The organism is Kistimonas asteriae (genome assembly GCF_018263925.1).
GTDB lineage: Bacteria > Pseudomonadota > Gammaproteobacteria > Pseudomonadales > Endozoicomonadaceae > Kistimonas > Kistimonas asteriae.
The window spans coordinates 1-25,079 of the sequence record NZ_JAEVHF010000029.1; the positions used below are offsets into that span (position 1 = coordinate 1).

Sequence of the window (25,079 nt, forward strand, 5' to 3'; positions counted from 1 at the left end):
ACTGTTATCGATTTAACCGGCGCTTTGATTTGAAGGCGATGGTATCAAGGCTGGGTTACATGGCTGCGCGAACCTGCCCCATGCCAGCAAGGCTTCTCAAGCTGGCTGAGCCACAGTGGTAATCAGGTATGCAGTTACAGCAAAGCCTATGCTGATCATTTTTAGCCTATGGAAGCAGACTAGGACAACTCTCCCTCCCACGACAAAGACGACAAACTCTACCTATAGCGCTCATCACTCCATTTTGGTTTAATCCTTGATCGAACGCTCAAGTTAGTTGTTGAGCTATTGAGACCCATGCTCCTCTGGCGTTCAAACAACTAAGCCTGAACTCTGGCAGTAGCACATCCAAAATAACTCCAACAACATCAAGAAAAACCCACTAACAAGAAACGAAAAGCCCATGTTCGAAGTTGGAAAAGAATACCGTCGAAGGACTGAGATCCACAGCAAATTTAAGGGTCAAGCTCAAGGTGGAATATCAACACCAAAAGAATACCCAGTAATATTTCTGTTCACCTCGGACCAGGGTGAACAACACGGATACATCGACCACTTTCATAGCGATGGTACCTTCCGGTATACAGGCGAAGGCCAGGTTGGCGATATGAAAATGGAGGCAGGAAACAAAGCTATTAGAGATCACAAAGACAGCAACAAAGTAATCCACTTTTTTGAGTATACTCGCAGAGCCTACGTACGATACTTAGGCGAAGCAGAATATATTACCCATCATGAAGAGCAGAGACCTGACCGAGAGGGAAACATTCGGAAAGTGATAGTCTTCCATATGGACATTAACTCGGCGTGCACCAATCAGCTAACACAAGGCACAACGGTATGTAGCGCCAAAAGCCTCAAAGACCTAAGCGGCAAGAGCATAGATGAATTACGCATCGCTGCTATCGAAAAATCATCTAATACCCCCTCCACTAATGACAAGGTAATGCATACATACTACAGGTCAGAAGCCATCAAGTTGTATGTTAAAGAAAGGGCAAAAGGGAAGTGCGAAGGCTGCAATAAACCCGCTCCATTCATTGCAAAAAAGGGCCCCTATCTCGAGTGCCATCATTTATATCGTTTATCTGATGGTGGCCCTGACCATCCCAATAACGTCGTAGCACTCTGCCCCAACTGCCATCGAATGGCTCATTTTTCACTAACTGCGAAATCGTTTAATGAGCAGCTGATTTTTCAGGCTAAACAGGCTGAAAACATAATTAGGCAACTCAACAATAATAAAAACACCTAAGCTACGGCTTGTTTTCGCTAGTTTCTCAGAGCATGAAAATCTTGGCATAAAAAAAGCCTGCCACCCAATGGGTAGCAGGCTTTTCAATTTTGGCGGTGAGGGAGGGATTCGAACCCTCGATACGTTGCCGTATACACACTTTCCAGGCGTGCTCCTTCAGCCACTCGGACACCTCACCAGCTGATTGCTTTCGTTTCGGGCTGTGCCCCGAAAGCGAGGCGAAATGTATACCAGTTCCCTGCCAGAAACAACCTCATCAGGCACACTCTGCGGCATTTACGGAACATGCGCGTCAAAACCACTACCCAACCCCATACACCGTCACCGCGACGACTGCGCCCTACCGCTTCTCTATATTGAGGCGATATAGCAAAGGTGATTAAATGCAGTTATTGACTGTCAGAACGACAAACCGGCATTTTTCACCTTCCAGGCACTATTATGGACTCCGTCAGCGGGACTGTTACCTTCCACCATCCTACACGCAAGCCCGCAACCGAAATCCTTGCCGACACCCTCGTCAATCTTGACGCCTTCAGCCGCCATATTCATCACACCCGCTACCACTGCCCGATTTACTGCTGGCTGGCGACAGGCAAAGTGAAATTCCACAAGGTCTTTATCGAATCCCGTACTTTCCTTTATATGGAATATCGCGACCGCAACGGTGCCAGCGGTTACCAGCAACGACAATTCAAACATCTGGACGACGCGCTGACGTTTCTGGAGCAGGAAGCCCCACAAACAGAGCTTCCCAATATCAGCGGAGAGGAAACAGCCAAACGGCCGATCAAACTGCCAGACCAAAGTCAGGCAGCCTGATAGTTACGGGTTTGCCAGCGGCACAATTTCAAAGATATCCCGCAGCATCGGCTTCAAGCCGCCGAAGAAATATTCCACCGCGATGACCATCACGATCAAACCCATAATCCGCATCAGCACCTTGTTACCACTTTCGCCCAAACGATCCATGATCGGCTTGGCGAACAGCAGGAACAGGTAGGTCACGCCAATTACCGTCAGGATTGACAGGAACAGTACTGAACGGAACAGGATATCCTTGTGCTGCTCCATAAGAATGATCACGGTCGCAATGGCACCCGGGCCACAGATCAGCGGAATCGCCAGCGGCGTGATCGCCACGTTATTGGTGTATTCCTCGAGGTCTTCCATCTCTTCCTGCTTGTCGATCCGGGTACGGCCCATGCGCGCCTGAACCATCTCATATCCCATCAGGAAGAACAGCACACCACCAACAATCTTCAGGCTATTCACGGAAATCGCAAACACCTTGAATATGATGGAGCCCGTCAACGCGAAGGTGACCAGGATCGCAAACGCCGTCATGGTCGCTTTCAGGGCGACATGGCGCGCCTGCTGCACAGGCAGGTCCGCCGTGATCGAACTGAATACTGGCGTAATACTGACCGGATTGATCATCGTAAATAATGAGGTCAGACAAAGGAGCGCGAACTCCATGAGGCTGTTAGCCATCCACCTAACTCCAGGGAACTGTTCTCTCGAAACGAATGAATAAAATAGCGTCTGATTGATGCGTGATTAACGCGGGCGCTTTCGCTTAGAATACGTTAGCCGATACGGCGCGTCCCAGAACGGGTCGCCTACCCTGCCGGCTGAAATCTATGTTGTTGAAGGCGCGCATTCTAACGCAGCTTCCCCCACAACAGTAGACCCCGCGCCCGATAGATTGCTCTTTTTTATCGGTGCAACTCAGAAAAAAACAATTTTTCCAAAGGATGCGGTTTTCCAGGCTACGGCCGCTCCCAGCCAGCCTGCGGAAACCCGGTATAACGGTAACGCAGTGACACAGACCAATACCCGCTCCGGCCTTTTTTTTGCGATCGCCGCCTTCAGCTTTTATGGTTTTATGCCGGTTTACTTCAAACAGGTGGAAGCCGCCTCCGCCATGGAGGTGCTGGCACACCGGGTATTCTGGTCGTTCCTGCTACTCGGTGGTGTGCTCTGGCTGCTCAGTTACTGGCAAGGCTCGGCGTGTAAGCAATCCCTTGCGGCGCTGCGTAACTGGAAAACCTGCCGGATGCTGTTGCTCTCCTCCAGCCTGATCGCCGTGAACTGGTTGACATTCATCTGGGCCGTGGGCAATGACCGCATTACCGACGCCAGCCTGGGGTATTTTATCAATCCCCTGGTTAACATCCTGTTAGGCATGGTTTTCCTGCAGGAACGCCTGACCCGCCCTCAATGGCTGGCGGTTCTGCTGGCGCTGACCGGCGTAGCCTGGCAGGTCCTCACGACCGGTAACCTGCCCATCGTTGCACTGATACTCGCGTTTACGTTTGGGTTTTACGGGCTGGTGCGCAAACAGGCCGCACTGCCGGCTGTCAGCGGCTTGCTGGCAGAAACCGCGTTAATGCTTCCTTTCTGTGTGGTCTGGTTTGGCTATCTGGTCTCAACTGACAGTCATGCTTTCCGGCCAGATCAACCTTCACTCAGCCTCTGGCTCGCTTTCGCGGGCGTCATCACGACAGTCCCGCTTCTGCTGTTTACAGCCGCAGCAACCCGCATCCGACTATCGACACTGGGTTTTACTCAATACATTGGCCCCAGCCTGTCACTGTGTCTGGCAATTTTTGTGTATAACGAACCCTTCGACAATAACCGGCTGGTCAGTTTTCTGTTGATCTGGACGGCGCTGGCTGTCTTTACCGCAGACAGCCTCCGGCGGGGATGGCGGCAGGGCGCCTGATCAGGCGTCCTTACCGTCTTCATTTATTTCAGCCTGTTCAGCAGTCTCTAGTCCGAGAATGCCCTCTTTAAAGGTGCGGTTAATCGGGTTTTCGCCGATCCAGACTGAGAGCAATGCATTAAAGAAGGCCTTACCCGGAATAATGCCTTTATCCTTGCCGCTGATGCGAACCCGGGTGCCCAGCCCGGGGATATAATCAATTTCCCCTTTATCGCCCGCCTTCATCCGACCCTCAAACATACTGATCATGGTATTGATCTCGGATTCCAGCACCTGCTGCTCCTCTTTTGTGATATTGAGCTGCAGAGCTTCATAGAGCGCATTGGCCACACGGCGGGCACTGATACGCTTCATCAATACATGAAATACCATGCGCTTGTGACCATCATCGGCGAAAATCGCTTCAGCCGACTGCATAGGCTTTTCCAGATAGAGTTCGCCGATGTAGGTATTCACCAGCAGATACTGGGTTCGCAGGGCCGCACCATTCAAGACCAGTTCCGGACGGCTGTCCCGGGCGGGCAGCACCTCGGGGATATCGACCCCCTTGATGGTGAGGCTCCAGGCCGGCGGCGCCAGCATCAGAAGTAGTAGTGGCCATTTCAGCCAGATGAAGTGTCTGTTCCTGTCAAACTGCGACGATGAGAACAGGGATCCTACGGTCAGCGTGCGCCGTATTCCCATGACTCTCTCCTGTGATTGTTCTTTTTATCGTTATTATTGTTGTGCCAATGGCGGTCTCGCGCCCTCCATTACACTGCCCCGAGCCGCGAAAAGCAATAAACCGCCGCCAGCCCGCTACCGCCGGTCAATTCTTCTGACAGAAATCATCGCGAACTCCAACAGGCAGGCGCATATTGGCCATAATTAACGTACCACCATTTAAAAACCTCGTCGCCATCCCAATCTATAGAGGCATGATGTCATTTGAGTCATCCTCAGGGTCCGCAAAATCGGCATAGCGTCAGTTTCCTGGCGACAGGGATGGCAAAACCTGGAAACAGCATTCGGTGTACAATGAGCGAACAAGAGAAAGAATCCCCGGAAATCATTTCCGATGAAGCTGATGAATCCACCCAGACCGGCACCGGACTGGTCATTCCCCAGCAGGCGCTGCCGGACAAACTCTACCTGATTCCTGCCAGCAACCGGCCCTTTTTCCCAGCCCAGGTTCAGCCTCTCGTGTTCGCTGCCGCCCCCTGGGAAGACACTCTCAAGCGGGTCTCCCAATCTGACCAGATGGTCATGGGCCTTTCGTTTATCGACAATATTCCCGAGTCAGACGAGGCCACACCGGACCAGTTCCCGGAAATCGGTTGCGCCGTCAAGATTCACAACCTGGTGGAAGTGGATGACCAGATCCAGTTCATCGCCCTCGGCATGCAGCGCTTCAAGATCGTCAAATGGCTGCGCCGCACCCCACCCTATCTGGTTCAGGTAACTTACCCGGTCAGCAGTGATGAGGATCCGGATACCCTTAAGGCCTACGCCATGGCGTTGATCAACGCCATCAAGGAACTGCTGCCACTGAATCCACTCTACAGTGAAGAACTGAAAAACTACCTGAACCGGTTCAGTCCACGGGATCCATCACCACTGGCTGATTTCGCCGCCGCCATCACCACGGCCCGCGGCGCTGAATTGCAGGAAGTGCTGGAAACCGTTTCCATACAGCGCCGTATGGAAAAAGTGCTGGTGCTGATCCGCAAGGAACAGGAAGTCGCCAAGCTGCAGAGTGAAATCAGTGAAGCTGTCAATCTCAAGATCAGTAAGCACCAGCGCGAGTTCTTCCTGAAAGAACAGCTCAAGGTCATCCAGCGGGAACTGGGTATTTCCAAGGATGACAAGACGGCGGAAATTGAAGAATTCCAACAGCGCCTGAAAGACAAAACAGTGCCGGAAGCCGTTCAAAAGAAAATTGATGAAGAGTTACACAAACTGGCACTGCTGGAAATTGGCTCGCCGGAATTTGGTGTGACCCGAAACTACCTGGACTGGGCCACATCCGTCCCCTGGGGCGTCCACTCTGAAGACAAACTAAATTTAGAGAATGCCCGCAAGGTGCTCGACCGCGACCATGATGGGCTCGATGACGTCAAAGATCGAATTCTTGAATTCCTGGCTGTCGGCGCTTACAAAGGCGAAGTCTCAGGCTCTATTTTGCTGCTGGTCGGCCCGCCTGGCGTGGGTAAAACATCCATTGGCACCTCGGTAGCAGAAGCCTTAGGGCGGAAGTTCTACCGTTTCAGCCTGGGCGGCATGCGAGATGAATCCGAAATCAAGGGCCATCGCCGCACCTACATTGGCGCCATGCCCGGCAAGCTGGTTCAGGCGTTGAAGGAAGTGGATGTTGCCAACCCGGTCATCATGCTGGATGAGATCGACAAGATTGGCTCTTCGTTCAGGGGCGACCCGGCCTCTGCCCTGCTGGAAGTACTGGATCCGTCCCAGAACACCGAGTTCCTGGATCATTACCTGGACATGCGCATTGATCTGTCCAAGGTCCTGTTCATCTGTACTGCCAACCAGCTGGATACCATTCCCGGGCCACTGTTGGACCGGATGGATATGATCCGTCTTGCCGGTTATATCACCCGCGAGAAAGTGGCCATTGCCAAAAACCATCTCTGGCCCAAGCAGCTGAAAAAGGCCGGCCTGAAGAAGAGCCAGATCAAACTTTCCGATACAACACTGAAACAAGTGATTGAAGGCTACGCCCGGGAATCCGGTGTTCGCCATCTGGAAAAACTGCTCGCACGGATTATCCGTAAGTCAGTCGTACAAATCCTGCAAGAACCGGAACTGAAGTTAACGGTCACCGCGAAGAATCTGCCTGACTATCTTGGTGCACCGTATTTCCGCAAAGAAAAAATTGTGCAGGGTGTCGGCGTTATCACAGGTTTGGCCTGGACCTCAATGGGCGGCGCCACCCTGCCCGTGGAAGCGTCCCGCATCCATACACTTCGCCCCGGCTTTAAATTGACCGGCAAGCTGGGCGAAGTGATGAAAGAATCCGCCGAGATCGCCTACAGCTATGTGATGAGCAACCTGAAAAAGTTTGGCGGCCCCGCTGACTTCTTCGACAAGGCGTTTATTCACCTGCATGTGCCTGAAGGCGCAACTCCGAAGGATGGCCCGAGCGCCGGCGTCACCATGGCGAGTGCCCTGCTAAGCCTGGCTCGCAATCAGAAACCACGACCACTGGCCATGACCGGTGAGCTAACACTCACAGGGCTGGTATTACCGGTAGGCGGGATTCGTGAAAAAGTGATTGCGGCAAGACGCAGCGGCATTCATGAACTCATTCTGCCTGAGGCTAACAAGCGGGATTATGATGAATTACCCGACTATATTCAGGAAGGAATGACCGTACATTTTGCCAAACGGTTCAGCGATGTTGTTAAAATAGTTTTTTAAACGTCAGGCGCATAGATAAAGCTCTATGCGCCTAACTTTAGCTGTCATTTAACAATTAATACGACTGTAGGCCAGCCCTTAAACCCTCAGCGTCTCAAGATACCTTTCCTTAACTGGGTGTAGCCTACCTTTATTACGTGCTGTTTCAACAATATCAACTGAAGATATATTATCTGGGGAGGCCACTCTCATGGGCATTAGCCCTTTAGGCGTGACTCTCTGCATTGACTGCAAAGAGTCACCATCACCTCTTGAAACCCTCATTTTATTCATTCTTTTATAAAATAGCTGACAGCCTTTGGATTCTTTTCTGTACTCCACGTAGACAGTGTCACTATAAAGATCAAAACAACAGTATATTACTAATATCAAACCCTTTTATTGCTCCATGATAACCTAGATGCTCCGCAACAAAAGCGGCCTCTAGATGCCAGGGTTCCTGTATAAATCTCCTCGCCGAATTAAAATTAAAATACAAATGTGTAAATGCAGCGCTGACGTGTGAATTAATAAAAGAAAGAAATTGAAAGGTTCTGCCCGAGTGGCCAGGCATTACATGCCACCCACATAATCCCTCGGAGCCCACCACAACCACCCCCATACAATCCCCCAAAAAAGGGAAACCAATGGCTACATCATCGAAACCAACTTCATGGGTAGCTAGATAGACCATAACTGTTGACTACCTTTGAAAACTCTATATTGCGCCAACGTAGACTAAGGAAAATTTATTTAGGCCTGCTGGGCGAAAGCTTTTCAGTGTGGGATCTGAGGCTGCGCAAAGCACGGCTTATATTTAACGTGGTGGTGACTTTATAGACATAAAGAGAAAAGCCGCGGAACCCATATATGCAGGTTGAGCGGCTTTCTTTCTTGCTTTAGCTTCAGCAGCGTAGGCAACCCACGCTTGGACACTGTAGTGAGCTACCTTAATTTATAGTGCCTGCCTGATCTGGCGTCCATTATCTGTCATACCGTTTAGCAATCACTGTATTACCAAGCGCTATATGCAGTCGATTTGACCGTTTTTAACCGTCAAACCCAATAAAGACAGACGACTCATCGCCCCCAGTCATAACAACAGCAGGCTACTTATTTAGAGAGCAATCGCTGCACAAATCCCTGATCTCCGAGACAGCGCTTCACCGTATCGACAACAGCCTGAGTCTGACTGTCGATTTCAAGGTTCACCTTATCGCCCGCCTCTACCGTTGCAAACGTCGTTAAACGAAGGGTTTCCGGAATCAGGTGTACCCGGAATTCATCATCCGTTACGGTTTCTCCCAGCGTCAGGCTGGCACCATTCAGCGCAACATAGCCTTTCGGCATCAGATAATCCCGCCAGCGAGGATCTACCGTAAACAGGATTGTTGTATTCTCAGGTTCACGAATCACCTCTTTTACACGGACTGTGTCATGAACATGACCTGAAAGCAGATGCCCGCCAATCTCATCGGAAAAGCGCGCTGCGCGTTCTACATTCACAAACGACCCTGGTCGAACATCCACCAGGTTAGTTACACGCAGCGTTTCCTTCATCACATCGAACAATACCTGACCACTGTCAAACGCCGTCACCGTAAGGCAGACGCCGTTTACTGCGATACTGGCGCCCGTTTTTAACCCCTCCATTAAGGAAGGCTCCATCTGAATCGTCAGCGTTGAGAAATCCGGTTTACTGTCAACCGCTGCGACCGACATGCGGCCCTGCACGATTCCGGTGAACATACTGGCACTTACTCCTGTTCCGAGGTGTTCTCGTCGTTCTCTAAATGGATCAGCCGCTCCAAGGCGACCAGCGTATCCGGTGTATAAGGGTATTTCTCAGGTTCAGCCAACACGACTTCCGGCTTCTCCCGGATCACGCCTGCCACTTCCTCTTCCTGCAAAGTCAGCAAGCCATCATAGACACAGGTGAAGACCTTGCCCCACAGCCGGCACTCATCGGAGTGGTAATAGAAATGAAACCGGGGCGACAGTGGCACATCGTTGATACCCAACTCTTCCGACAACTCGCGAGCCGCCGCCGTGTCATAGTCTTCCCCTTCGGCCACCACTCCACCGGCAGCGAGGTCATAATAACCGGGATAGACATCCTTGCTCAGCGTCCGTTTCTGAATATACAGATAACCGTCCGAATCAAAGACAAAGATAAACGTCGCCCGATGGCACAGGCCATCGCGCCGCATAATCGACCGAGGTGCTGAGCCAGTCACCTGGTTTTCATCATCCACAATTACGACCTGCTCTTCGGTCATGCCAACCCTCCCAGTCGATACGCGTTTTTTATCGATTCTTGTTTTGACTTACTGCTTTCAGGGTACAGGCAGACGGCATAACCGCCCGTGCCTGAGCCGATTGTTGTAATCCTCCCGACAAATTGCAAGCGCCTTTTCCCTCCGGCAACAACCGGTAACATTTTGCAGCCGATCAAACTGGACAGAGACCACCTCACGGGGATATAACAGATTTATACGCCATTACTGACATTCAGGCGTATTCACTATACTGAACCTGATAACCGGCAACTTTTTCATTACCTGCCGGTCAGAACACCACTCGTAATCATTCGTTCTTTCAGAGTTTACGCTCACATGCAGAGGGAGATGTGCATGGGTCATTGCGATACTGTAACCACAATCGTCAACCCCACCGGGTCCATGAATGTGCTGTCCAGCCATGAGGTCAGCAAACTTCAGGACACCAGTAAAACGGGGCTTTACACCCTGTTCCGTCAGTGTGCACTGGCGGTACTGAACTGTGAGTCAGAAAAAGATAACGCCCACGAACTGATGGCGGAGCATGAAGACTTCGACATCCGAATCATCCAGGAACCCCGCGGGCTCAAACTGGAATTGCTCAACGCACCAGCCTGTGCGTTTGTTAACAAGAAGCTGATTCTCGGCGTCAAAGAGAACCTGTTTTCCGTATTGCGCGACATCCTTTACGTTTTCAGCGAGATGGAGGAGCAGGGACTCTTCGAGCTCAATGAACCCCGGGACGTCACCAACCTGGTCTTCGAAATCCTGCGCCATGCCCGCGCATTCATCCCCAAGCAGCCTCCAAACATTGTCGTCTGCTGGGGCGGTCACTCCATTGGCCGTGAAGAGTACCTTTACACCAAAGTGGTCGGCTATCAGATGGGCCTGCGCGGCCTGGATATCTGCACCGGCTGCGGCCCCGGCGCTATGAAAGGCCCGATGAAAGGGGCTTACATTGGTCATGCTAAACAACGCATCAGTAAAGGTCGCTTCATCGGCCTGACGGAACCCGGCATTATTGCCGCCGAAAGTCCGAATCCGATCGTTAATGAACTAGTGATCATGCCAGACATTGAAAAACGACTGGAAGCGTTTGTCCGACTCGGGCATGGCATTGTCGTTTTCCCGGGCGGCCCGGGCACCGCCGAGGAGATTCTTTATATTCTTGGCGTGATGCTGCATGACAAGAACCGGCAAATCCCCTTCCCCCTGGTCTTTACCGGCCCGAAAAGCTCAGAAGAATACTTCCAGCGCATTGATGAATTCATTGGTGCGACACTGGGCAAAGAAGCACAGGCACTCTATGAGATCATTATTGATGATCCTGCGGCTGTCGCCGAAGCCATGAAAAGCGGTCTGGATAAAGTCACCCGCTTCCGCCGGGCCAGCAAGGATGCCTACTACTTCAACTGGGAATTGACCATTGAGCGTTTGTTCCAGGAGACTTTCGAGCCGACCCACGAATCCATGGCCGCTTTGACGCTGGCACACGATATGCCACCCAGTGAACTGGCTGCCAACCTGCGTCGTGCAATGTCTGGTATTGTGGCGGGCAATATCAAGGAAAGCGGCATCCAAACCATTCAGCAGCATGGTCCTTTCCGGCTGTCCGGCGAACCGGAACTGATGCAGCGTATTGATGAACTGCTCAGCTCATTCGTTGCTCAGCACCGGATGAAACTACCAGGCAGCCATTATGAGCCCTGCTATGTTATCGAGAATTGATCACTGACCACATGATGCGTCAATGAGCAGGAAGCCTCAGGTTTCCTGCTCATTCCACGCTTTATCACGCATAACAAAAAAGGGATCTGCAATGCAGATCCCTTTTTGATGATGGTAGGCGGTACTGGAATCGAACCAGCGACCTCAACGATGTCAACGTTGCGCTCTAACCAGCTGAGCTAACCGCCTATAAAAACGTTGTATGCACAAGGCACGGCCGATAACGGCAAAATTGGTAGGCGGTACTGGAATCGAACCAGCGACCTCAACGATGTCAACGTTGCGCTCTAACCAGCTGAGCTAACCGCCTTCAGATGCGCCGCATGATACTCACACAGCACTAAAACTCAATAGTTTGTCGGACTTTTTTACTGCAGCGTGCTTCTTCGAAGCCTTGAAAATGGTAGGCGATACTGGAATCGAACCAGCGACCTCAACGATGTCAACGTTGCGCTCTAACCAGCTGAGCTAACCGCCTGCTACCGTCATCAACACAGTAAAACTGTCGGACAAAAAAACCGGATGCTTTCGCTTCCGGTTAATTGCAACTGATCACGCCATCGTTTTGATGGCTCCCCGAGCTGGACTCGAACCAGCGACCCAATGATTAACAGTCATTTGCTCTACCAACTGAGCTATCGGGGATCAGTCGATGCAGGCGTATGGTACTGATCGTCCCAGATGAGGTCAACCGGTTTTCCGGGCTATTTTATTGCGTTATACCGCACCCAATAAAAAAGGCCTGCAACTGCACCGCAATCACAGGCCTTACATTCAAAACTTTATCAGGCGACTGCGATTTCCAAGCGATCCAGTGCCTTATTCAGCGCTTCCAGACTAGTCGCAAACGACAAACGCATGTGACCTGACGCACCGAATGCTGAGCCCGGCACCATGGCAACACCGGCCTCAAGAAGGGCTTCAGCCAGATCCAGATCAGACGCATAGCCCTTTGCGGCAATCACACCGGAAAAGTCAGGAAAACTATAGAACGTGCCATCGGCGGTAATAGCCTCAACACCCGGCAGGCGGTTAAGGCGCGCTACCACATGATCATGACGCTGCTTGAAGGCCTGAACCATTGTCGTAACACAGTCCTGAGGGCCGGCCAACGCTGCAACCGCTGCCGCCTGGGCAATGGAGCACGGGTTTGACGTACTCTGGGACTGTATCTTCTTCATACTGGCAATCAAGGCTTTAGGACCACCGGCATAACCAATACGCCACCCCGTCATGGAGTAGGCTTTGGAAACACCATTTAACACAATCGTTCGGTCATACAATTCCGGACAGACATTCAGGATGTTAACGAAGCTCTGTCCCGGCCAAAGGATATGTTCATACATATCATCGGTTGCGACCATCACATGGGGGTACTTCAGCAGGACTTCTGCCAGTGCTTTCAATTCATCGGCACTGTAAGCCGTGCCGGTTGGGTTGGACGGACTGTTAATGACCACCAACCGGGTGTTATCGGTAATCGCATTATCCAACTGCTCGGCGGTCATCTTGAAACGAGTCGCCTGGGTGGTTTCCACAACCACCGGCACACCTTCCGCAATAGCCACCATATCGGGATAAGAGACCCAGTAAGGCGCTGGAATGACAACCTCATCACCGGGATTCAGCAATGCCAGAGCCAAGTTAAAGAAACTCTGCTTGCCGCCGCTGGAAACCAGGATCTGACCCGGCTCATAATTGAAGCCATTATCCCGCGCAAACTTGTCAATGACCGCCTGCTTCAGCTCCGGCGTACCATCTACCGCGGTATACTTGGTCTTGCCATCATGAATCGCCTTGATGGCCGCTTCCTTGATATGATCCGGTGTATCGAAGTCCGGTTCGCCGGCGCCAAGGCCAATAATGTCCTTTCCTGCCGCACGGAGTTCCGCCGCCCGAGTGGTCACCGCCAGGGTCGGGGAAGGTTTGATACTCTGAACTCTACGGGAAAGTTGCTGGTCCAAGCTGATATCCTCTTTATTTCGGGAAGCGTTTCACCCGGGATCGGGGGCTTCCGGCCAGGCAGACTGGCCTGTTGTATAAGGAATTGGCACACTAACTTGTCATACGACGCAATACTACATGATCCACAGGATAGCAGGAACCCATGGGCCCACGATTCCAGGTAGTCTCCGATTTCCAGCCCGCCGGCGACCAGCCGGACGCCATCCGCAAACTGACCGCCGGCGCTGACAGCGGCCTGGCCTGCCAGACCCTGCTGGGGGTGACCGGTTCCGGCAAGACCTTCACCATTGCCAATGTCATCCAGAACCTGCAGCGCCCGACCCTGATCATGGCGCCCAACAAGACCCTGGCAGCACAGCTTTATGGTGAATTTCGGGAGTTCTTTCCCAATAACGCCGTCGAGTATTTTGTCTCTTACTACGATTATTATCAGCCGGAAGCCTACGTCCCCTCCTCCGACACCTTTATTGAAAAAGATGCCTCAATAAACGATCACATTGAACAGATGCGCCTTTCTGCCACAAAAGCGCTTATGGAGCGGGATGACGCGATCATCGTTGCAACGGTGTCGGCCATTTATGGTCTGGGTGACCCGGAGTCATATTTCAAAATGGTGCTACACCTGAGCCGTGGTGACACCATTGATCAGCGACAGGTACTGCGCCGCCTGGCCGAGCTGCAATACACCCGCAACGATATGGAGCTGAAGCGAGCCACTTACCGGGTACGCGGCGATGTCATTGATGTTTTCCCTGCGGATTCGGAAAAAGAGGCCATACGGCTAGAGTTGTTTGATGATGAACTGGAAAACATCAGCTGGTTTGATCCATTAACCGGAGAAGTTCTGCGTCGCGTTCCACGGGTGACCGTTTTTCCCAAATCCCATTACGTCACTCCCCGGCAAACTATTATTGATGCCATTGATTTCATCAAAGTGGAACTGGAAGAGCGGTTACAGGTATTAAGAGAAAACGACAAGCTGGTAGAAGCACAGCGCCTGGAACAACGCACCCGCTTTGATATCGAAATGATGGTGGAACTGGGTTACTGCACGGGTGTTGAAAACTATTCACGCTATCTCTCAGGCCGTGGGCCGGGTGAACCCCCACCCACACTATTTGATTATCTGCCTGATAATGCTTTGCTGGTTCTCGATGAGTCACATGTCACAGTGCCACAAATCGGCGGGATGTACCGGGGTGACCGCTCACGAAAGGAGACGCTGGTCGAATATGGTTTCCGCCTGCCCTCCGCGCTCGACAACCGCCCCATGAAATTTGAAGAGTGGGAAAGCAAGCGACCACAAACCATTTTTGTGTCTGCAACGCCCGGCCCCTATGAAAAAGAACACCAGGATCAAGTCGTTGACCAGGTGGTTCGCCCCACAGGCCTGATCGACCCTGAGATTGAAGTACGCCCAGCCACAACCCAAGTCGATGATGTACTGTCTGAAATTAACAAGCGTACTGCCCAGGGTGACCGAATTCTGATCACCGTTCTGACCAAACGCATGGCAGAAGACCTGACAGAATATTTGTCTGAACAGGGCGTCAGGGTTCGCTACCTGCACTCAGACATTGATACTGTCGAACGGGTTGAGATCATTCGCGATTTGCGCATCGGCGCCTTTGATGTCCTAGTGGGTATTAACTTGCTTCGGGAAGGGCTGGATATGCCTGAGGTGTCGCTTGTTGCGATTCTGGATGCTGACAAAGAAGGCTTCCTGCGCTCAGACCGCTCCCTGATTCAGACCATAGGCCGCGCTGCCCGCAACCTTAACGGTAAAGCGATCCTCTATGCCGATCGCATTACGGGCTCGATGCAGCGCGCAATGGAAGAAACTGATCGACGCCGGGAAAAACAGCAGGCCTTCAACAAGGAACACAATATCACGCCCAAAGGTGTCACCAAGCAGATTGCGGACATCATGGAAGGCGCAATCCCTGGGCGACGTACCAAACAAACCCGTAAAGCGGCTGAAGTACCGCCTGACCAGCGCATGGATACAAGCGCAATGGATCCGAAACAGATGGCTAAGGAGTTAAAGGCACTGGAGCAGCAAATGTTCGAGCATGCAAAAAATCTTGAATTTGAAGAAGCCGCGGCTGTCCGGGACAGGATCAATCAGCTGAAAGAGCATGTTCTGAAGCACTAACAGAGCAAAGAACAGCTTTCCCAAAACCGGCCGAATAAAAAGGGCTTCCGATCTTGAAGCCCTTTTTATCTACGATATAAGGTGCTACTGAGCAACAACGTTCTTTTTATTGGCTTCCACAACTTTCTTACCAATACCTCTGACATTGCTCAACTCTTCAATACTGGTGAAGTTACCATGCTTCTTGCGGTATTCAACAATCCGCTTGGCGATAGTTTCGCCTACATACTTGAGCTCTTTATCCAGCACCTTGGCGCTGGCTGTATTGATGTTGATCTTGCTGGATTTGCCTTCAGCAAATGCAAGAGAACTGAAGCTAAGAATAGAAACGAGCAAAGCGGCAATGATATTGCGTGTCATAGGTATCATTCCTTTAATAACCTTCAGGGGAAAACAAGACTTGTGTCTTATTTACAGTCTTAAGCTAGCCACTGTTTTGACAGTTTGCAAGGCAACCTACTGTTATCAGTCGACTCTTGACGGAGTGAGTGTCCGTACTGTTATGCCAGAACCATGAAACGGAGGGCGTATGAGGAAGCACATTGTTCACGCATTAAAACACATTGGCACTAGTGAAGAACTGGCGCACCGTATCGACAAGGCGCTTGACCCTCAGCACGTTGCTACGCGGGAGGATCCTCTGATTATGAACGAAATCACTTTAATCACAGCTGCAGATGGACAGGCATTACGATGACCGGAACAATCAGATGATGCAGCTCAATACCAAAATCAACCGAAATCATACCGAACTTAACAGCATGGTCGACAAGGTCAGCAGCGAACTGCGCGTGGAAATCACCACTATATCATGCCTGTTCTGGAATACTTTTGGTGGCCTGATAACAACTACGCTTTTCGTATTTGGCGTGAACTGGTATTTCGATTGATTTGCTTACCGGAGCAACCCGTAAGCAATGTTTCTGATTTTTTACCAGCAGAAGCTAGTAGGCATTGCGGTTCACAAATCCTTTGAAAACCGTCCAGATAATAATCCGAAGATCCAGCCACATTGACCAGTTGTTAATATATTCCAGATCACACTCAACGCGTTTTTGCATTTTATCTAGCGTATCGGTTTCACCACGGTAACCACGAACCTGCGCCAAACCTGTGATACCCGGTTTGACCTTGTGCCTTTTCATATAAGACTCAACCAAGTCTTTATAGTATTCATTATGCGCCAGCGCATGAGGCCTTGGCCCGACAATCGACATTCTCCCCTGCAGCACATTAAAAAACTGCGGCAATTCATCAAGGCTCGTTCTGCGTAGAAAAGCCCCAACACGCGTCACGCGAGAGTCACCTTTAGCTGCCTGAGTCACTGTGCCGTTCTCTTCCTGATGAACTGACATACTTCGAAACTTGTAGACCTTTATCCGTTTGCCATCAGCACCATGGCGAAACTGCTTGAACAGGATGGGGCCTGGAGACGACAACTTGACCGCGAGAGCTACAATCAACAAAACTGGTACTATCAGAAGCAGAATCATACTGCCGATCAGCAGATCCTCCATCCGCTTCACAATACGATTTGCACCATCCATAGGCGAGCAGCTTATATCCAGAGAATAAAACCCGCCAATCATCGTCACATTATGGTTCAGAAGCGGCATATCACGCATACCCGGCATATAACGAATATCCATTGTGCGATGGCGTATCGCATACATAACAGGCTGGACCAGATCACTTTGTTCAAGAGGCAGACAAAGCCAACATTCGTCGTAAGATTTACCTTCGGTCAGAATTTTTTCCAAGCCTGAACATGTCTGCTCATTATCTGTGTGCTTAATGATTGCAGCCAGTCGATACCCGAATGAATTACCTTCAGCAAAATCCCTGCATACCTGCTGAAAATTTGAGCCGTTGCCAATTACCAGCACACTGCGCGTATTACGCCCCTGCCGCCTTAACGACATCAGTAAACGATACAGGACGAAACGACCATTCACTGCCGTAAAAAGCGCAACTCCAATCCATAGAGCGAACCATAGCCGGGAGTGATCTGCTGTCGTTTTTGTCAGAAAGAGATAACCAATGATGCAGGCAAAAGAAAGTGACCACGCCAACAGCACAGCACCAAGTCGCTCAGCCAATGGGCGTCCACGCCAGGGGGTATATACTCCGCATATTAGTGCAAGTATTACTGCCAGTAATGCCTGTATAGTTATAAGATCAAATGGTAATCGATCATTAAGGTGCCCAAATCGCACAAATTCTGCCACCAAAGCACTCAGTACAGCGATAACCAAATCAAACAATATCAGCAGTGTCAGTGGCAAACGGCTTTTGCCTGATAAAAATGATGTGGGCATGTAATGACTTTTGTATCCCGACTGCAACACAAGAACTAGCTTGTCATTTTACCAGCTAAAGCACCAGTAGAAAAATTGACAAGAACCATCACACTTGTCGCTCAAGCTTCAAATAGGTTTATACCACATTATGAAGTTGAACTCTCAGATAACTTTGTCGTGTAGCTCCTCTGAACGTAAGAAGCAGATAGTCTTTCGATTCAACCGATTGATCCACTTGCACAGCGTCAGATTGTGTCTTTCAATACTCTGGGTAAACTGCTTGCTGACAACACGGCTATCTTGCGACAGTTCAGTACTGTATGGATGCCAGTCATCGGTACAGTAAAACCTGAACTTCTAGTATTTGATCAGTGCTATCAGCCTATTCAACGTTGCTTTTGTCCTACTACCGAACACATGAGCAATCACGTTCTGATAACGTGGCCCCTAAACATAGAGCAATCAACACTGGTTTACTTTATTGCCGACAAACGTGTATTGCTCGTCCATCTGGCAGATCAGCACCTGCCTTTTCCTCATCGTATGGTTGCGATGACAGGTTTGGTAAGAGGAGAACATCTAGCAAGTCGTACCACTGGGTACCTGTCCGTAAAATCCAGAGAATCTCCTCAAGAACTGTCTTTCGGGTTGCCTAGATCTTCCATTTCCGCCTAGTTAAATGTCTTTTCGGTGAAAGAAGTAAGCAAAGCGCTCCTACTGGGCATCGGTTAGCTCTTTCATGACAGATACCACTAAATACACATGAAAGAGCATAGTCGCTTTTCAATCGGAGCTTTGAGATAGCTTCTACACAGGTCTTGTGCATTAAGGAAACTAAAACTTACGGCCTAACAACTGTTGTGTGAAGTACCAGAGAAAACGTGGATTTTGTTTCATGTAGCGCTTCCACAAACGATTAGGCTCGCTTAGCAAACGAAACAGCCACTCCATTCCAATGCTTTGCATCCAGCGAGGAGCATGTTTTTTATTACCCGCAATAAAATCAAAGGCAGCACCGACACCGAGCATAACACAATTTAGCCGGTCTTTGTGTTCCGCCATCCAGCATTCCTGTTTTGGACAACCAATACCCACAAAAAGTATTTGGACACCAGAATCATTAATGGATTTGATTACTTCCTCATCTTCTAACGGTGTTAGCGGTCGAAATGGCGGAGAAAAGTCATAAGCAATATCCAACCCAAAAAACTGCTCAGATAGACACTTTTTCATAACAAAAAGCGTTTCGGGTGTTCCACCATAAAAACCGACTTTGAGATTTTTTTCAGGAGCGGCCTTACAAAGCGCCATGGTTAAGTCTTGGCCACGAATCTGCCGTGCTTTCTTATGACCTAATAACATTTGAGCCCATACTAATGGCTTACCATCAGGAACCACCATATCAGCATTATTTACAACCTTGCAAAACTCTTCATAATCAAAGGTTTCCATACACATATGAACATTGGAGACACAAATATAACGTCCTTCATTAACCGAACACCAATTATCGATCTGAGAAAGAACAGCGTGCATATCCGTCAGACAAACACGCATTTTCAAAACATTAAGACGGAAATTTTCCACAAGCAACTCTTAAAAATAAAATCCCAAAGCACCATTCATAACTAAAAAGGGCATACGCCTTTTTTAACTCGAATAGTCTGACGGTATATGTCGAGCAATATTTCAATATTTATTTCTGGCGTATACTTTTGAAGGTACTCTTGTCGAGAATTAACTCCCATCTCCCGAGTTATTTTCGGATGCAGAATCAGATATTCTGCTTTTTCAGCCAGAGAATCAGGGTTACCTACTTCAAAATGCAAACCGGTTTTACCATCAGATACGATTTCGGCCATACTTCCAATGTTCGAAACTAATGCGGGAGTTCCATTTGCAAAAGCCTCAATCATCACCAGACCAAAAGTCTCATACCACGTTGAAGGCATAATCATAAAGTCAGCATTTTGCAATAAATAAAAAATAGTACTTGTATTTTGAAATCCTAAAAACTGGATATTTAAGTTATTGGCAGATTGCTTTTCAACAAAAGATTTCATTGGACCATCACCAATGATCTTCAAAGGATAATTAATAGCCTTCCATGCTTCTAAAAGAATACTAAGCCCCTTCTCTTCACTAAGTCGTCCAACAAAAACTGCATAGCCACCTTTTTTCTCTATTATTTTATTACCCTTTTGAGGATCTTCAATAAAGTTTGGCTTAACTGAAATCTTATCCGCAGGGAAACCTCCAGCAATAAATTTTGCTTTGGCAAATTCAGTTAAGGCAATATAACGATCAACATGCGTTTGCCACGTTCCTTTGCTTTTATGGTAGTCAACCATATAAGCCAATGCTGCAGTTCCAATCAAAGAATTTCGATAAACTCGCTTGGGAACAGTCCACCAACTACTCGCTTGCAAGCTACGTTCACAGATTTTTCCATCATCCATCAAAGTAGCAGTTGGGCATAGGTTTCTGAAGTTATGCAGAGTATAAACAACAGGAACACCAGCATCCTGACACGCATGAAATATTGAAGGGGTTAGAAGCGGGAAAATATTGTGAGCATGAATCAAACAAGGATTTAATAGTGAAACCCTTTCTGAAATAATTCTTCTTTGTTGTTCTGAGAATTTAACATCTTTTAATGTTTTTACCTGATCTAAGAAGCCATTAATTGAAGTATTTGTCACAACATATTCTGAAACCGAAAAAGAATTAAAAGCTAAAAGATTCTTTTCATTCTCAAAAACTACATCTTCACCGCCATGCACTTGATATCTGTTGTGTACCATTAAAATTTTTGGATTCCGCACTCCTTACTACCTCCTCGAAAATTGATTTCCTACGATACCATTCCATTCTAATAACCCCTCCCCAGAGCAAATAATAAGGAATAGCATTAAAAGGTTTTTCAAACGAATCTTCACCGATTGCAAAAACACAAACAAAAACAAAATAAATCATAAAAACTGCAAGAAAATTATTTATTGTTTTGTATTGATTTATTTTTGTAAATTTAAATAGATTAAACCATACCTTCAACAAAAAACAGTGTATTAAACACCATAAAGATGCTCCAAAGATACCTAACCTTGCAAGCAAAGAAATAAAAGAATTATGGGGTTCCCTAGCAACAACGCCGTTTGCTAAACCATGATCAATCAAAGGCAATCCAAACCCTAAACCGAAAAACATCGTGGTAAAATCTACTGACCATTTCTCATAAATATCAAGCCACCATCCTATACGCAGGTCAACCCCTCCGGCAGCTGATTCAACGCCACTATTCGCAATACCAAAAATCGCCATGAAGTGGTTGTATAAAAATTTAAGAGAAACAACTTGTCCAATACGCCCTTCAGCTTCAAAACCTAATATTGGCAACAGTATAATTACAAGAAGGCCAAATAATATTACAAAGATACCTTTTTTAAATTCACTTCTCCTAAACATGAATAAAAATAGATAAAGTGCAATAATCTGTAGATAAATTGTCCTAGCCTGGAAGAAAGCTAAGCAGAATGCTATTAAAAAACCTGCAATAATCAGTTTCAACTTAGAAACAAAAAAACCCTCTGATTTAAAAATAAACATACTTGCTGCAGATACAAGCATAAGCATCGCAGTATTAGTGTACACAAAAAATATTGAAACACTTTGACCTGATGCACCACTAAGGTGTGGTGATAAAAATCTCAAAAAACCTGAAATTGGATAAGTTAATCCATAGAGTATTATAACTACTATAAAGAAACGAAAGAATGAAAAAAGCTTATTCATGAAGAAAAAACTACCAAACAAGCAGAAACCAATTAATATATATATTGTTTCTATAACATGACTAGCATCTCTGAGAGCCCAAACGCCATACTTATAAAAACCTAACATGGCAGACAATGCGACAAATAACCACCAAGATAGGAAGAGCATTAAAATCGATGGGCCAGATACAAAATAAAATCTAGCGGTTACGGTTAGCCAGCGAGTAATAACAATCATGAGAAGAATAAACATCTCACCAATTGGTAAGATGCCTATCCTGATTTGCATGAAGCCATAATTAAATAACAGGTAGCAGAACAAAATAAGCAATGCTAGCCTATCACGACTCTCTAAAAAGAGCTTACGATAGAATTCTATATTAGTCATTGATAACATTACTCACCATACACATTGAGAACAGAGCTAGACCAAGTAAACTCAACAGCTCTCGAGTAACATAATTGACTAAGTTCGTTTGATGGTTTGAAATTTTCAATAAGTTGCGAAAATGCCAGAACAGCCTCTGAAATTTCTAAATGGTTCATAACTTTATAACCACATTCAGGAACGACTATTTTTCCTGGGCCTCCTAAGTCAAAACAGATAACAGGTAAACCATTAGATAGAGCTTCTAATACCACCATTCCACCAGAATCTCTTAAACTCGGAAAGAAAAAAATATCATGAGCCCTATACACATCATTTAATTCGTCTTGTGGCAACCATTGAACCCAATTGACACATTGATCGACTTTTAATTGTTTACATATTTTTTTTAGCTCAGACTCTTCCGGTCCTTCACCAACTAATGTGAAAGTAGCGTTCAACCCGTTTTCAATTGCTACAGCAAATGACATCAATGCGATATCGATTGCTTTAAGATAATCAAACCTTCCAACATATAAAATCTTAAGCGATGAATTTATATCTCGGCTGCAATATTTTTTTTGCCTATTATCAAATGATTTCTTATTTTCTTTAAGAAGAATTGAATCAATACCAATTGCTAGCTGCATAGAGCATTTTTGATGATATTTTTCCGGTATCATTGATAGAGTTTGCTCACTGGTAACAACTATTTTTTTCGCACTAGAAAAAGTGCATCTCATTAAAGGATCATACTTAACAGCCGAATTGATCCAATCTCTCAAACCTTCTCTAACTTTATTTTTAATTGAAAAATTATTTCTCAATTTATGGGGAATTGTATCACCACCGGCTACAGGACCAAATATAAAATCCATACCTAGCAAACCCATGAACGAGGGCTGTCTTGCACTTACGAACGTAATATGATGCACAAGATCAAATTGCTTCCTTCTATTTAATTTTTTTGCTACAAAATAGGCTCCAATTTGCCAAAGCATGTAATATAAGTGAACACCTCGCCCACCCTTTTTCCAAAAGGCAAGCCAACGGGGTAAATCATAATAATAAAAATTTAAATTTCTATTAGTCATTCCTCCCAATTTATCTTCTATATTTTTCTTATTATTTGATCTAGTAAGTACGGTTACTTGATGCCCCAGCTTTGAGATTTCTATAGCCCAGTGCCAGCCCACACCAGGTTCTGAGCCTTTGTTTGGTTCACAAGCATAAGCAGATAGCAAAACATTCATTTAATAAGTTTTTCCAGCTTCAGATTTAGTATATATTCAGCAAAATCCGGCCGCATGTCTTCTACAGCATTATTAATTATTTTTAAAAGGGCGCATGCTGTAAGTGCATTTTTATAAGCTGAATTAATATGTAGTTCTTCTAAATATCGATCAATCACATCTGACTCAAAAAGTATTCTAGAATAATTTTGCTGTCTAAATAGATGACTAAGATTAAGGTAATAGTAACATAGATCATATAGTGGAATCCCATGCTTTTCATAGGACTCCCAGTCAAAAACATAGAGTCTATTACTCTTTTCTAATTTCATATTCCATGGTGCGAAGTCACCATGTATAACGATATAGTCCAAAACCATTATCTTTCTAGAGAGAGTATCGCAAATAATTTTTTTAGAGGAGCCTATAAGTTCATACTCTTTTTCACTTGTATGAGTAATAACTTTTTGAAGTTGTGTGTATAGTTCTGAATTAAGGTCAAAGCTCTTTCCTTTAGGTAATAAAGTAAGCCATTCAAGCTGAGCTTGTGAAAGATAAGACTTACATAACTTACCAGAAACAAATGTTTGACTTAACCACTTACAGTTCCAATCTTTTTCTAATAAACGTGGTGCATTTACAGAGTTATGTAAATTTTTTAAGGCATAGGTCTCATTTTCAATTGCTTGATAGGCTTTACTTCCCATAGCAATTTTAACAATATTAGTCTCACCAGAATCTTTATTATAAAGAGAAAGAACTAGTTTCTGTTTTTCCCCTGGAGTGCCGACATAAACAGTATACACAATAGTACTGCTCATAGGTAGAACATACCTTTGTATACCTGGCATGAAATACAGTAAGCCATAACGATATAAATTAATTAGGACAATCCAGAAGAACTCACTTTTTCTAGAGTATGGTTTCCATTGCTTTAATATCTCATAGGTTACTGATCTATTTTTTCTGCAACCTGTAGGTAATAACCATCTTGGTAATCCAGAACTATTGATGACGAAAAATTTCTGACTTTCAAGCTTATCTTTTCCGTATTTATCGGAAAAATAACATAACAGCCTATTAATAGCATCTTGATTTATCATTCTAATCTTTTAAGTATAATTTCGATTACATTATCAACAGATTGATTGACTTCATTTCCTGTATCAATTAAAAATGCTTTTTTATTATTTTCTGCAAAAGCCTTGTATAACTGTACTTGTCTTTCAGTTTCATTTAGAGGTACTTCTTTCTTTCTTTTTTGAATTAAACTTGGATCAGCAACAAGCACAAAATAAATGTCAGGCTCAGGTACAAACTTACTCAAAAACTTTGCGAAATGAAAGCTTCCACCAAACCTATATCTTTTCGGGTCAACCAATAAATCATGATAAAATCTATCAAAAATTATCAAGTTCTCTTTTTTTAAAAGAAAGGTGAATCCAAAACAATAGTCCAGCAAGAAATATATTAATTTTATATTAGAAACTAACCAGCCCCTTGGCTTTTGCCCATGCGGATCAGTTACAGTAAATACTGTTTTTTTCTTTAGTCCAAAATAAGTACGTAAGTGATACCTCTGACAACCATTAAATTCACACTTAACTTTATCGACAACACTATTAGTTATCGTTGTTTTACCAGAACCATCCGGCCCTAAAAAACATATAATCATTTAATCTATTTACCGTTTTACTACAACTTAAGGTTACTAGAAACCATCTCATAAATACTTTTTACACGCGTCATGTAACCAGCAAGCTACAAAGAGCCACCTGATTACCACCTAACATAAGCCATTCTCCCGTCTAAACTTACGACACTGGTTTTCCTTGGGTTAGGAGACGTGTCATGGCCAGGAACAAAATCCAGTTTCAGAAAGGCATGAGCCTTGTGGAATT

Annotated in this window: 21 protein-coding genes, 5 tRNA genes and 2 pseudogenes; 9 read left to right on the forward strand and 19 right to left on the reverse strand. The window is 46.6% G+C overall.

Annotation, left to right across the window (positions count from 1 at the left end; all coding sequences use genetic code 11):
* Positions 1–122: pseudogene (locus tag KHS78_RS21440) on the forward strand (IS1595 family transposase); the annotation flags it as partial.
* Between the two features lie 281 nt (positions 123–403).
* Positions 404–1,255: an HNH endonuclease gene (locus KHS78_RS21445; protein WP_246506759.1), complete on the forward strand. Its 852-nt coding sequence runs from the start codon at positions 404–406 to the stop codon at positions 1,253–1,255.
* Positions 1,256–1,345: 90 nt separating this feature from the next.
* On the opposite strand, the gene KHS78_RS21450 is transcribed toward KHS78_RS21445, so the two are convergent.
* Positions 1,346–1,433: transfer RNA gene (locus KHS78_RS21450), tRNA-Ser, on the reverse strand.
* 263 nt (positions 1,434–1,696) lie between these two features.
* On the opposite strand from KHS78_RS21450, the gene KHS78_RS21455 reads away from it, so the two are divergent.
* On the forward strand, positions 1,697–2,077 hold the full coding sequence (locus KHS78_RS21455) for a PH domain-containing protein (protein ID WP_211831064.1): 381 nt from the start codon (positions 1,697–1,699) through the stop codon (positions 2,075–2,077).
* 3 nt (positions 2,078–2,080) lie between these two features.
* On the opposite strand, the gene KHS78_RS21460 is transcribed toward KHS78_RS21455, so the two are convergent.
* A complete protein-coding gene (locus KHS78_RS21460) occupies positions 2,081–2,749 on the reverse strand; it encodes a MarC family protein (RefSeq protein ID WP_211831065.1) in 669 nt (222 codons plus the stop codon).
* 328 nt (positions 2,750–3,077) lie between these two features.
* Here KHS78_RS21460 and rarD point away from each other — a divergent pair, with 328 nt between their 5' ends.
* Positions 3,078–3,983 (forward strand): EamA family transporter RarD, encoded by a 906-nt coding sequence (rarD, locus tag KHS78_RS21465; protein WP_343216953.1) that lies wholly within the window; start codon positions 3,078–3,080, stop codon positions 3,981–3,983.
* Here rarD and KHS78_RS21470 read toward each other — a convergent pair whose 3' ends face one another.
* Positions 3,984–4,667 carry a chalcone isomerase family protein gene (locus KHS78_RS21470; protein ID WP_211831066.1) on the reverse strand — a complete coding sequence of 228 codons (684 nt, stop codon included), beginning with the start codon at positions 4,665–4,667 and terminating at the stop codon, positions 3,984–3,986.
* A 333-nt stretch (positions 4,668–5,000) separates the two neighbouring features.
* On the opposite strand from KHS78_RS21470, the gene lon reads away from it, so the two are divergent.
* Positions 5,001–7,400: an endopeptidase La gene (lon, locus tag KHS78_RS21475; RefSeq protein ID WP_211831067.1), complete on the forward strand. Its 2,400-nt coding sequence runs from the start codon at positions 5,001–5,003 to the stop codon at positions 7,398–7,400.
* A 1,092-nt stretch (positions 7,401–8,492) separates the two neighbouring features.
* Here lon and KHS78_RS21480 read toward each other — a convergent pair.
* The gene (locus KHS78_RS21480; protein WP_211831068.1) at positions 8,493–9,128 is read right to left on the reverse strand and encodes a riboflavin synthase subunit alpha; all 636 of its coding nucleotides are present in this window, start codon (positions 9,126–9,128) and stop codon (positions 8,493–8,495) included.
* Positions 9,129–9,136: 8 nt separating this feature from the next.
* Entirely contained in the window at positions 9,137–9,658 is a 522-nt protein-coding gene (gene yfcD, locus KHS78_RS21485; RefSeq protein WP_211831069.1) for an NUDIX hydrolase YfcD, read from the reverse strand.
* A gap of 354 nt (positions 9,659–10,012) precedes the next feature.
* On the opposite strand from yfcD, the gene ppnN reads away from it, so the two are divergent.
* A complete protein-coding gene (gene ppnN, locus KHS78_RS21490; protein WP_211831070.1) occupies positions 10,013–11,386 on the forward strand; it encodes a nucleotide 5'-monophosphate nucleosidase PpnN in 1,374 nt (457 codons plus the stop codon).
* A 112-nt stretch (positions 11,387–11,498) separates the two neighbouring features.
* On the opposite strand, the gene KHS78_RS21495 is transcribed toward ppnN, so the two are convergent.
* The 5 genes from KHS78_RS21495 to KHS78_RS21515 form a co-directional block, all read right to left on the reverse strand.
* Positions 11,499–11,575, reverse strand: a tRNA-Val gene (locus KHS78_RS21495).
* 44 nt (positions 11,576–11,619) lie between these two features.
* Positions 11,620–11,696 (reverse strand) — tRNA-Val (locus tag KHS78_RS21500).
* A gap of 91 nt (positions 11,697–11,787) precedes the next feature.
* Positions 11,788–11,864: transfer RNA gene (locus KHS78_RS21505), tRNA-Val, on the reverse strand.
* Positions 11,865–11,955: 91 nt separating this feature from the next.
* Positions 11,956–12,031: transfer RNA gene (locus KHS78_RS21510), tRNA-Asn, on the reverse strand.
* 140 nt (positions 12,032–12,171) lie between these two features.
* On the reverse strand, positions 12,172–13,350 hold the full coding sequence (locus KHS78_RS21515; RefSeq protein ID WP_211831071.1) for a pyridoxal phosphate-dependent aminotransferase: 1,179 nt from the start codon (positions 13,348–13,350) through the stop codon (positions 12,172–12,174).
* Positions 13,351–13,493: 143 nt separating this feature from the next.
* Between KHS78_RS21515 and uvrB the strand changes: the two genes are divergently transcribed.
* Positions 13,494–15,506 (forward strand): excinuclease ABC subunit UvrB, encoded by a 2,013-nt coding sequence (uvrB, locus tag KHS78_RS21520; protein WP_211831072.1) that lies wholly within the window; start codon positions 13,494–13,496, stop codon positions 15,504–15,506.
* A gap of 84 nt (positions 15,507–15,590) precedes the next feature.
* On the opposite strand, the gene KHS78_RS21525 is transcribed toward uvrB, so the two are convergent.
* The gene (locus KHS78_RS21525) at positions 15,591–15,866 is read right to left on the reverse strand and encodes a ComEA family DNA-binding protein (RefSeq protein ID WP_211831073.1); all 276 of its coding nucleotides are present in this window, start codon (positions 15,864–15,866) and stop codon (positions 15,591–15,593) included.
* A gap of 169 nt (positions 15,867–16,035) precedes the next feature.
* Between KHS78_RS21525 and KHS78_RS21530 the strand changes: the two genes are divergently transcribed.
* On the forward strand, positions 16,036–16,203 hold the full coding sequence (locus KHS78_RS21530) for a hypothetical protein (protein ID WP_211831074.1): 168 nt from the start codon (positions 16,036–16,038) through the stop codon (positions 16,201–16,203).
* Between the two features lie 13 nt (positions 16,204–16,216).
* Positions 16,217–16,396, forward strand: a complete 180-nt coding sequence (locus tag KHS78_RS21535; RefSeq protein ID WP_211831075.1) for a guided entry of tail-anchored proteins factor 1 — start codon at positions 16,217–16,219, stop codon at positions 16,394–16,396.
* 54 nt (positions 16,397–16,450) lie between these two features.
* Here KHS78_RS21535 and KHS78_RS21540 read toward each other — a convergent pair whose 3' ends face one another.
* The 8 genes and pseudogenes from KHS78_RS21540 to KHS78_RS21575 all read right to left on the reverse strand — a co-directional run bounded on the left by KHS78_RS21540 (position 16,451) and on the right by KHS78_RS21575 (position 24,853).
* Entirely contained in the window at positions 16,451–17,824 is a 1,374-nt protein-coding gene (locus tag KHS78_RS21540; RefSeq protein WP_211831076.1) for an undecaprenyl-phosphate glucose phosphotransferase, read from the reverse strand.
* A 144-nt stretch (positions 17,825–17,968) separates the two neighbouring features.
* Positions 17,969–18,142, reverse strand: a pseudogene (locus KHS78_RS22740) (IS1 family transposase); the annotation flags it as partial.
* Positions 18,143–18,640: 498 nt separating this feature from the next.
* Positions 18,641–19,393 carry a WecB/TagA/CpsF family glycosyltransferase gene (locus tag KHS78_RS21550; RefSeq protein WP_211831077.1) on the reverse strand — a complete coding sequence of 251 codons (753 nt, stop codon included), beginning with the start codon at positions 19,391–19,393 and terminating at the stop codon, positions 18,641–18,643.
* Positions 19,394–19,434: 41 nt separating this feature from the next.
* A complete protein-coding gene (locus KHS78_RS21555) occupies positions 19,435–20,610 on the reverse strand; it encodes a glycosyltransferase family 4 protein (protein ID WP_211831078.1) in 1,176 nt (391 codons plus the stop codon).
* Positions 20,576–21,967, reverse strand: a complete 1,392-nt coding sequence (locus KHS78_RS21560) for an O-antigen ligase family protein (protein ID WP_211831079.1) — start codon at positions 21,965–21,967, stop codon at positions 20,576–20,578. The genes KHS78_RS21555 and KHS78_RS21560 overlap by 35 nt, the downstream gene beginning before the upstream one ends.
* Before the next feature lie 8 nt (positions 21,968–21,975).
* Complete coding sequence (locus KHS78_RS21565; protein ID WP_211831080.1) at positions 21,976–23,199, reverse strand: glycosyltransferase family 4 protein; 1,224 nt, start codon at positions 23,197–23,199, stop codon at positions 21,976–21,978.
* Positions 23,196–24,281, reverse strand: a complete 1,086-nt coding sequence (locus KHS78_RS21570; protein WP_211831081.1) for a hypothetical protein — start codon at positions 24,279–24,281, stop codon at positions 23,196–23,198. Before KHS78_RS21570 ends, KHS78_RS21565 begins: the two co-directional genes overlap by 4 nt.
* Entirely contained in the window at positions 24,278–24,853 is a 576-nt protein-coding gene (locus tag KHS78_RS21575) for a nucleoside/nucleotide kinase family protein (protein ID WP_211831082.1), read from the reverse strand. The genes KHS78_RS21570 and KHS78_RS21575 overlap by 4 nt, the downstream gene beginning before the upstream one ends.
* Positions 24,854–25,079 lie beyond the last annotated feature (226 nt).